The sequence below is a fragment of the Pseudonocardia xinjiangensis genome, assembly GCF_012911925.1.
In the GTDB taxonomy this organism is placed as follows: domain Bacteria; phylum Actinomycetota; class Actinomycetes; order Mycobacteriales; family Pseudonocardiaceae; genus Pseudonocardia; species Pseudonocardia xinjiangensis.
This window is the reverse complement of sequence record NZ_JAAXKY010000213.1, coordinates 1-9745: the sequence shown is the minus strand read 5'-3', so window position 1 is coordinate 9745 and position 9745 is coordinate 1. Positions and strand designations below refer to the sequence as shown.

Annotated in this window: 6 protein-coding genes; 3 read left to right on the top strand and 3 right to left on the bottom strand. The window is 75.9% G+C overall.

The annotated features are described in order from the left end of the window. The coding region (locus tag HF577_RS34870) for an MGMT family protein (protein ID WP_169400268.1) at positions 1 to 265 on the bottom strand (265 nt) is incomplete at its 3' end. Positions 266 to 269: 4 nt separating this feature from the next. Further along, positions 270 to 1043 (bottom strand): alpha/beta fold hydrolase, encoded by a 774-nt coding sequence (locus tag HF577_RS34865; RefSeq protein WP_169400267.1) that lies wholly within the window; start codon positions 1041 to 1043, stop codon positions 270 to 272. A 157-nt stretch (positions 1044 to 1200) separates the two neighbouring features. Between HF577_RS34865 and HF577_RS34860 the strand changes: the two genes are divergently transcribed. From HF577_RS34860 to HF577_RS34850, 3 genes are all read left to right on the top strand, one after another. Continuing rightward, positions 1201 to 4596, top strand: coding sequence for an ATP-dependent helicase (locus HF577_RS34860; RefSeq protein WP_312859581.1), 3396 nt, complete (start codon positions 1201 to 1203; stop codon positions 4594 to 4596). A gap of 177 nt (positions 4597 to 4773) precedes the next feature. After that, positions 4774 to 5712: a glycoside hydrolase family 16 protein gene (locus HF577_RS34855; protein ID WP_169400265.1), complete on the top strand. Its 939-nt coding sequence runs from the start codon at positions 4774 to 4776 to the stop codon at positions 5710 to 5712. Positions 5713 to 5753: 41 nt separating this feature from the next. Continuing rightward, positions 5754 to 9089 (top strand): ATP-dependent DNA helicase, encoded by a 3336-nt coding sequence (locus tag HF577_RS34850; RefSeq protein ID WP_169400264.1) that lies wholly within the window; start codon positions 5754 to 5756, stop codon positions 9087 to 9089. A gap of 30 nt (positions 9090 to 9119) precedes the next feature. Here the strand turns inward: HF577_RS34850 and HF577_RS34845 are convergent, their stop codons facing one another. Next, on the bottom strand, positions 9120 to 9653 hold the full coding sequence (locus HF577_RS34845) for a DUF1697 domain-containing protein (protein WP_169400263.1): 534 nt from the start codon (positions 9651 to 9653) through the stop codon (positions 9120 to 9122). Positions 9654 to 9745 lie beyond the last annotated feature (92 nt).

The window sequence follows — 9745 nt, the reverse complement described above, 5'->3', positions numbered from 1 at the left end:
GGCGGGGGAGGCGGCCGTCCACCAGGAGGACGCCTTCCGCTCTCGGGCGCGCGCTCTGCTCCACCGCGATGTGCGGGGCGCAGCTCCCGTCCGCCCGCAGGACCCGGTGCCAGGGGATGTCGTGGCCGTCCATCGCGAGGATCCGGCCCACGAGCCGTGGTGAGCGCAGCCCGGCGCGGGCGGCCACCTCGCCGTAGCTCGCCGTCTCGCCCGGCGGGATCGCCACCACGACGGCCCGGACCCGCTCGACCGTCTCGTCGTCCATGCGCTCAGGGTGTCAGGAACTCGCGCATCGCCTGCGCGACCTCCGCGGTGCGCTCCAGGTAGACCATGTGGCCCGCGTCGACCTCGGTGACGGTGAGCGCGTCGCCCAGTTCGGCGCGGCAGGCGTCCACCCAGGCGGGGCTGACGAAGTCGGCCTTCGTGGCCGGCAGCAGCAGCGTGGGCGTGCCGGCGGGCGGGGTCAGGGCCGGGCGCGCCATCTCGGCCCACGCCACGACGGCGGTGGAGCCGCAGTAGCGGTAGCGGTAGCGGTCGCCGTCCCGGACGAGGTGCTCGGCGATCTCGGCGTCCACGAGCTCGTCCGCGATGCCCTCCCAGCGCTGCGCGCGGTCGGCCCGGGCCATGGCGATGTCGGGGAAGGACTCGTCGGCGCGGCTCGACTCGGCCGTCTCCAGCATGTCCTGCGGGTCGAGGCCGATCGCCGGGTCGAGCAGCACCAGCCGCTCGACCCGATCCGGCGCGGTGCGGCTCAGGTGCACGGAGATCGCGCCGCCGTAGGAGTGCCCGGCGATCCGGACCCGCTGGAGGTCGAACGCGTCGAGCACGCCCAGCGCGTCGGACACGTGCTGCTCGATGTTCCACGGCGGGGTCCACGGTGAGCGCCCGTGACCGCGCAGGTCGACCGCGATGAACCGGAACTCCGGCAGCGCCTCGGCCAGCACCCGCCAGCGCGCGGAGTGGCCGGTGATCCCGTGCAGGGCGAGCACGGGCACCCCGTCGGACGGCCCGAAGGTGCGGACGTGGAGCGGCGCAGCAGTCATCCCCCCGATCCTGCCACCCGCCGCTGCGTGCCCCCGGGAGCACAGCCGGGATTGCAGCAAAGCCACTTTGATGCAACGTGGTTGCCGCAACGTGGCTTTGCTGCAACTCGCCGGGCCGCCCGCGAGCGGTGTCGGGGCCTCGTGGTTGCATCGCCGCGTGTCCCGTCACGATCGCCCCGCCGGGCCCGCCGCGCTCGCGCCGGGTCTCGTCCGCAGGCCGCGGGCGGTGCCGGGCGAGCTGGTCTGGGACGACGCCGCGCGGCGCGTGCTCGCCCACGAGGCAGGGCCGTTGCGGGTGGTCGGCGGGCCGGGCACGGGCAAGACCACGCTGCTCCTGGAGAGCATCGCCGCTCGGATCCGGGCCGGGGCGGATCCCGAGCGCACGCTGCTGCTGGTCGGCAGCCGCCGCGCGGCGGGGGAGCTGCGTGAGCGGATCGGGGACCTGGTCTACCAGGACGACGCTGTGGCGGAACGCACGTCCCGGGAGCCGCTGGTGCGCACCGTGCACTCCTACGCGTTCGGGGTGCTGCGGCTGCACGCGGCGCGCAACGGTGATCCGCCGCCCCGGTTGCTGGCGAGCGCGGAGCAGGACGCGGTGGTGCGTGACCTGCTGGCCGGCGAGCTCGACGGCCCCGAGCGCGGGGGAGCGCCCGACTCGGGCTGGCCGGAGCGGCTGCGCCCGGCGCTCGGGCTGCCGGGGTTCGCCGCCGAGCTCCGCGAGCTGCTGCTGCGGGCGGCCGAGCGCGGCCTCGGACCCGAGGAGCTCACCGAGCTGGGCATCCGCCACGGCATGCCCGAGTGGGCCGCGGCGGGGCGGTTCTTCCGCACCTACGAGCACGTCATCCTGCTCAGGGGTGCTGCGGGCCGCGGCGCGCCGCAGGCCACCGCCCCGGCACTGGACGCGGCGGAGCTGGTGTCGGCTGCGCTCGACGCGCTGGCGTCCGACCCCGACCTGCTCGCCGCGGAGCGGGAGCGGGTCCGGCATCTGGTCGTCGACGACGCGCAGGATCTCGACCCCCAGCAGATGGAGCTGGTGCGCGCACTGGGTTCCACCGCCACCAGCGTGCTGCTCGCGGGCGACCGCGACCAGGCCGTGCTGACGTTCCGCGGTGCCGATCCGGGCGGCCTGCGCGCCGTCCGGGCCGAGACGGTCCTGCTCACCGTCGACCATCGCAGCGCACCCGCTGTGCGGGCGGCCGGTGCGCGGCTGGTGGCGCGGCTGTCCGGATCCGGCTCGGGACGGGAGCGGGTGGCACCACCGGGCGAGCCGGACGGCCCGGAGGGCACGGTGGCGGTCCGGGTGTTCGGCTCGGCGTCGCAGGAGGCGGGCTGGGTGGCCGACCAGCTCCGCCGCGCCCACCTGTCCGACGGCGTGCCGTGGTCGCGCATGGCGGTGCTGTCCCGGTCCACCCGACTGTCGCTGCCCACGCTGCGCCGGGCGCTGCTGGCCGCGGGGGTGCCGGTCGCCGCGCCCCCCGACGAGCTGCCGCTCGCGCGCCAGCCCGCGGTCCTCCCGCTGCTGATGGTGCTGCGCTGTGCCACCCGCCCCCAGGAGCTGGACGCCGACGCGGCCACCGCCCTGCTCACCTCGCCCCTGGGCTCGGCGGACCCGATGCGGATGCGGAGGCTGCGGCGGGGCCTGCTGCGGCTCGACGCCGGCACCCGCCCGGTGGACGCGCCACCGGAGCCGGAGCCGCCGGACGAGGGCGAGCACTCCGTGCGCCGGGTCGACATCGAGCGTTCGGGGAGCGATCCGTTGCTCGTCGCGGCGCTGCGGTCGGCGGCGGAGGGGCGTCCCGACCCACTCGTCGCGCTCCCACCGCAGGACACGGCGCCGCTGCGCCGCGTCGGCACGCTGCTGGCCATCTCCGGGCACGCCGCACGCGACGGGGAGAGCGCCGAGGAGGTGTTGTGGCGCGTCTGGCAGGCCTGCGGGCTCGGGCCGCGGTGGAGCGAGGCCAGCGCCCGCGGCGGCCCGGTCGGTGCCGCGGCCGACCGCGACCTCGACGCCGTGCTCGCCCTCTTCGACGTCGCCGCCCGCCACACCGACCGGCTGCCGGGCGCGGGCGTGGCGAGCTTCCTCGAGTACCTCGCCGACCAGCAGCTCCCCACCGACTCGCTCGCCCCGCGGGCGCCCCGGGGCGACGCGGTCTCGCTGCTCACCGCCCACGCCGCCCGCGGACGCGAGTGGGACGTCGTGGCCGTGCCCGGTGTGCAGGAGGGGAGCTGGCCCGACCTGCGGCTGCGCGGCAGCCTCCTGGGCAACGAGCGGCTCGTCGACCTCGTGGGCGGCGTGGCCGAGCCCGGAGAGACCGTCTCCCGGATCGCGCCCCTGCTCGCCGAGGAACGCCGCCTGTTCTACGTCGCGTGCACCAGGGCCCGGCACACGTTGCTGGTCAGCGCGGTGCAAGGGGAGGACGAGCAGCCCTCGCGCTTCCTCGACGAGCTCGACCCCGTCCCGGCCACCCAGGCCGACCGCCCGGTGTACCGCCCGGGCCGCTCGCTCGTGCTGGCCGAGCTGGTGGGTGAGCTGCGCCGGGCCGTGTGCGCCGACCCCGGTGACGACCCGGCGGCCGCGGAGCGCCGTCGTCGCGCGGCGGTGCAGCTGGCCCGGCTCGCCGCCGCCGGGGTGCCCGGCGCCCGTCCCGACGACTGGTACGGGCTGGCTCCCGTGTCGAGCGACGCTCCGCTGCGCACACCGGGGGAGGTCGTGCCGGTGTCGCCGTCGGACGTGGAGAAGATCGTCCGGTGCCCGCTGCGGTGGGTGCTGGAGCGCCACGGCGGCGGCGAGGTCGGGGCGCTGGCCGCCGTCACCGGTTCGCTGGTGCACGCGCTGGTGCAGGCGAGCGCGGCCGGTGCGGAGGACGCCGAGCTGGAGGTGGCCCTGCGCTCGGCATGGTCGCGCCTCGATGCGGGGGCGCCCTGGTTCGGTCGCCGGGAGCTGTCCCGGGTGCAGGGGATGCTGGCGGCGTTCGACGGCTGGGTGCGGGCGAGCCGGGCGGAGGGGCTGCGGCTGGTGGCCGTGGAGCAGCCGGTGCAGCTCGACCTGGCGGGCGACGAGCCGGGCCTGCATCTGGTGGGCGGTCAGGGGCCGGATGACGAGGCGTCCGCCCGGGGCGCCCCGCGGCTGCGGCTGCGGGGGCGCGTCGACCGGCTGGAGGTCGACCCGGAAGGGCGCCCGGTGGTCGTCGACGTGAAGACGGGCCGCACGGCCGTCAGCGGTCGGGCGGCCGCCGAGCATCCGCAGCTGGCCGTCTACCAGCTCGCGGCTGCGCTCGGCGCGTTCGGTGAGCTGCTGGAGCCGGGAGCGCGCCCGGGCGGAGCGCGGCTCGTCTACCTCGCCGACCAGAAGGCGAACGGGCAGGTCAAGGAACCCGTCCAGCCACCGCTCGACGACACCGAGCTGGCCCGCTGGGAGGACGTGCTGCGCCACTGCGCGGACGAGACGTCCGGGGCGCAGTTCATCGCGCGGGTGGGCCCCGACTGCGACCGCTGCCCCGTGCGGGTCAGCTGCCCGCTCAGCGAGGCCGGGCGGCAGGTCACCGAGCCGTAGAGCCGGAACGGGGGCGCCTCCGGCCACTGTGGTCACGCTGTGTGAGACCTGCTGTTCGAACCGGTGATCCGGGCGCGCCCGGGTGGGAGGTTCGAGCGGAAGGATCACAGCGGGTACGGTGCGTCGGCACACCGGCGCTCCCGCGGCCCCTCCCCGGTGTGCTTGCCAGGAGGTGGGATGTCCCGGATCGCGAGGCGGATGCGGTCATCCGTTGTCTGCGCCGGACTCGTCGTGGTGCTCGCCGCCTGTGCGGGCGGCCCGGGGCCGAGCAGCGCCGCGCCCGACAACGCGCCCGACCTGTTCGAGGCGCTCCCACCCACGTCCACCGTTCCCACGCCGACGCCCACCGCCTCCGCCCCTACCACGACGCCGAGCCCCACGTCCGGCGGTCCGTCAGCCACGCCGGGCCCCCATTCCGGCGGTTCCCGGGGCGCGTCGGGAGCGCACGTCGCGAGCGGCTCGGGAGGCGGCGGGACCACGTGGCACCCCGCGGGGGGCGACGAGTTCAACGGCCCGGTTCTCGACTCCAAGGGCTGGGACCTCTACGACAGCGTCGGCGGCTTCGGCACCGGCTACCGCAAGCCGGAGGCGATCAGCCAGTCCGACGGCACGCTCAAGATCACGGCCAAGGGTGACGTCTCCGGCGGTATGGGCCAGACCACCGGGCAGCTCTACGGGCGCTGGGAGTTCCGGGCCCGCACCGACGCGGGACGCGGGTTCGGCTCGGCGATCCTGCTCTGGCCCGACTCCGAGAAGTGGCCGGAGGACGGCGAGCTCGACATCATGGAGGTGCCCGGCGAGAACCGGGACCTTGCACACTTCGTGGTGCACTGGGGCCCGGACGGCACCGACAACGTCAACGGCACGTCGGTGCCGGGGGACTACACGAAGTGGCACACGTTCGCTCTCGAGTGGCTGCCCGACCGGATCACCTGGTACGTCGACGGGGTCAAGAAGTACGAGAACAAGGACAAGACGGTGATCCCGACGAAGCCGATGCACCTCACGATCCAGCTCGACCAGGGCCCGAAGAAGGACTGGATCCCGCCGCGCGACGACACCACCCCTGACGAGGTCAACCTCGAGGTCGACTGGGTGCGGATCTCCAAGATGTAGCGGCGCGGCCGGGTGTCGTGGCGCTGCGGTAGAACTCTCGCGTGGAGCTCACCCCGCACGCCCTGGCCATCGCGCTCGGGCTGCCGGCGCCCACCGACGAACAGGCCGAGGTGATCGCGGCGCCCGCCCGACCGGCGTTGGTCGTGGCCGGGGCGGGAGCGGGCAAGACCGAGACGATGGCGGCCCGGGTCGTCTGGCTCGTCGCCACCGGTCAGGTGCTGCCCGAGCAGGTGCTGGGGCTCACGTTCACCCGCAAGGCCGCCCAGCAGCTCGGCGCCCGCGTGCGCTCGCGGTTGCGCCGCCTCGCCGGCTCCCGGCTGCTCGACGAGCTCGACCCCAGCGGCGAGCGGCGCGCGGCCGTGGTCGCGGGTGAACCCAGCATCTCCACCTACCACGCCTACGCCGGACGCCTGGTTGCCGAGCATGCGCTGCGGCTGCCCGCCGAGCCGGCGTCGCGCCTGCTCGGGCAGACCGCGTCCTGGCAGGTCGCACACCGGGTGGTCACGAGCTGGGCCGACGACCTCGAGATCGACCTCATGCCGGCCACGGTCACCGAGCGGCTCCTCTCACTCGCCGGGGAGCTGGGCGAGCACCTCGTCGACCTCGAAGCGGTGCGCCGGCACGCCGAGCAGCTCGTGTCCGTGCTGTCCTCGGCCCCGCCGGGCAAGCGGCAGCGGGCGGAGCCGTCGCAGACCTACCAGCGGTGGGTGGGCGCCCAGCGCCAGCGGGCGGCGCTGCTGCCGCTGGTGGAGGCGTTCGCGGCGCGCAAGCGATCGGAGCGGGCCGTCGACTTCACCGACCAGCTCGCGATCGCCGCGCGCGTCGCCGCGGAGCACCCCGAGGTGGGGGAGGCGGAGCGGGCGCTCTACCGCGCGGTGCTGCTCGACGAGTACCAGGACACCGGGCACGCCCAGCGGGTGCTCCTGCGCGCCCTGTTCGGCGCTCCTCCCGGGGAGCCGCTGCGCACCGACGGGCCGGCGGTCACCGCTGTCGGCGACCCGTTCCAGTCGATCTACGGCTGGCGGGGCGCGAGCGCGGGCAACCTCGTCCGGTTCCGCACCGACTTCCCCGCCGGGGACGGACCGGCCGACGAGTACGGGCTGCTCACGAGCTTCCGCAACCCGCCGGAGGTGCTCACGCTCGCCAACGCGGTGTCCGCGCCGCTGCGCGCCGCGCCGGGAGCGGTCGGGGTGGGGGAGCTGCGGGCCGGGCCGGGCACGCGGACCGGGGACGTGCGGGTGGCGCTGCTGCCCGACATCGCGGCCGAGCTCGACTGGATGGCCGACGGCATCGCCACCCACTGGCGCACGGCGGAGGAGGCCGGAGCCGAGCCCCCGACGTCGGCGGTGCTGGTGCGGCGCCGCGCCGACATGGACGCGATCGCGGCCGCCCTGCGGTCCCGCGGGCTGCCCGTCGAGGTCGTCGGGCTCGGGGGCCTGCTGGACACCCCGGAGGTCCGCGACCTGGTGAGCGCCCTGCGGCTGGTCGCCGACCCGCTCGCCGGGCCCGCGGCCGTCCGGCTGCTTACCGGGGCCCGCTGGCGGCTGGGGGTCGCCGACCTCGCGGCACTGTGGCAGCGGGCCAGGGAGGTGGTGCCCCCGCAGCCGTCCCGTCCGGGGCCGTTGACGCCCGCCGAGCTGGCCCTCGGCGCGCTGCCCGGCGAGCAGGCCGAGCAGGCCGGGCTCGTCGACGCCCTCGACGACCCCGGCCCTGCCGCGCGGTACTCGCCGGAGGGCTTCGAGCGGATCACCCGGCTCGCCCGCGAGCTGGGCTGGCTCCGGGCCAGGGGCGCCGCCCCGCTGACCGACCTGGTGGCCGACGCCGAGCGGGTGCTGCTGCTCGACGCCGAGAGCGCGGCCCGACCGGGCCCGGTGGGCCGCGCCCACCTCGACGCGTTCGCCGACGTCGTGGCCGACTTCGCCGCGGGTGCCGAGGTCGCCACGCTGCCCGCGTTGCTGGACTTCCTGGAGACGGCGGAGAAGGCCGAGGACGGGCTGACCCCCGGCGAGGTCGAGGTCGCGCCGGACCGCGTGCAGGTGCTCACCGTGCACGCCGCCAAGGGACTGGAGTGGGAGGTCGTCGCCGTCCCGCACCTCGTCGGGCAGGTCTTCCCCGGGCGCAAGATCGGCGGCACCTGGCTGACCAGCGCGGCCGAGCTCCCCGTCGAGCTGCGGGGGGACGCTGCGGACCTGCCCGTCCTGCAGCTTCCCGACGGCGGCGACCGCAAGGAGCTCGAGGGCGCTCTCAAGGAGCACTCCGACGCGCTCGACGAGCGGCGGCTCACCGAGGAGCGCCGGTTGTTCTACGTGGCGCTCACCCGCTCCGAGCACGTTCTGCTCGCCTCCGGCCACCGGTGGGGTGCGGCGGGGGACCGCCCGCGGGAACCGTCGGAGTTCCTCGTGGAGATCGCCCGCGTGCACGGCGCGGAGCAGTGGGCCGAGGAGCCGGCCGGCGACGAGGTCAACCCCGCGACCCTCGAGCAGCCAACGGCACTGTGGCCCACCGACCCCTTGGCGGAGCGCTCGGAAGCGGTGCACGCCGGGGCGGCACTCGTGCGCTCGGCGCTGCGCGAGCTCGACGAGGTGCACGCCGTCCGGGCCGACGCGGCCGAGCCGGGATCCCAGCTCGCGCTGATGGGCTCGTTCGACGAGCCGCCGCCGGAGGACGACAAGGGCGACGACCCGGAGGCCTGGGCCGATCCGGAGGGCTGGGCCGCCGACGTGGACGTGCTGCTCGCCGAGCGGGCGGCCGCCAGGGCCCGGCCCACCGCGGCGCTGCCGCCGCAGCTGACGGTGAGCCAGCTCGTCGAGCTCGCGGGCGATCCCGCAGCGCTGGCGGCCCGGCTGCGCCGCCCGCTCCCGTTGCCGCCCAACCCGCACGCCCGTCGCGGCACCGCGTTCCACGCCTGGCTGGAACAGCGGTTCGGGGCGGCGCAGCTGCTCGACCTCGACGAGCTGCCCGGTGCCGCCGACGAGGGCGCCGCTCCCGACGACGCCCTCACCGAGCTCCAGGACGCCTTCCTCGCCTCGGAGTGGGCCGACCGGCGTCCCGTCGAGATCGAGGTGTCGTTCGAGACCGTGGTGGCGGGCATCGGGGTGCGCGGCCGGATGGACGCGGTCTACGCCGACCCGGACGGTGGTTTCACTGTGGTGGACTGGAAGACCGGCGCGCTGCCCGACGAGTCCCGGATGCCGGCCCTCGCGGTGCAGCTGGCGGCCTACCGGCTGGCGTGGGCGGCGCTGGCAGGATGCGCGCCGGAGCAGGTCCGGGCGGCGTTCCACTTCGTGCGCCACGACGTCACGCTCCGCCCGGCCGACCTGCTCGACGCGGCGGGGCTTCGGGAGCTCGTGCTGTCGGTCCCCGCCGTGCCGACCTAGACCCTCGACGACGCGTGCAGAGGTTCCGGTCTAGAGCAGCTCGACGAGCTTCGTCATCGTGTTCCAGTTGCGGGCGGTCACCGCGACGCGGAGGTGCTTCTCCGCGAAGCCACCCACCGGCGGCGCGGCGAGCACCCCGTCCGGGCACCACTGGTAGATCACGCGATCGCCGAGGCGCGCGTTGTCCGGGTCGAGGCCGACCGGGTCGTGCTCGGCGAGCAGGGCCGGGTCGGGCGCCGTCGCGAGGATGTGGGCCATCATCCGGGACCCGTTGGTCGCCACGTCCGGGAACGGGTGGCCGTCAACGATCGCGCGCAGCTCGTCCGCGGTGAGGACGACGCACCGCACGTCGAGGCCGAGATCCGCGGCGATGGCCGTCTCGATCTGCTCGGCGTGCTCGGCGGGGGTGGCGTCGTCGCCGGTGAGGACCGCGTTCCCGCTGTTGAGGTGCGTCCGGACGTCGGTGTAGCCCAGACCGGTCAGCAACGCGCGCAGGTCGGCCATGGCGATGCGCTTGTGGCGTCCGACGTTGATCCCGCGCAGGAAAGCGACATGTCGGGGCACGCGGGCACGGTACCGGCACTCCCGTCGTCGTCCGGGAAGCGCGAGGGAACGGGCGACTCGCGGGTCAGGATGGGCGACTCGCGGGTCCGGAT

What these genes read in the sequence shown, in the direction of transcription:
- HF577_RS34865 (WP_169400267.1), bottom strand. Translation starts at nt 1,043, where the DNA reads ATGACTGCTGCGCCGCTCCACGTCCGCACCTTCGGGCCGTCCGACGGG.
- HF577_RS34855 (WP_169400265.1), top strand. Translation starts at nt 4,774, where the DNA reads ATGTCCCGGATCGCGAGGCGGATGCGGTCATCCGTTGTCTGCGCCGGA.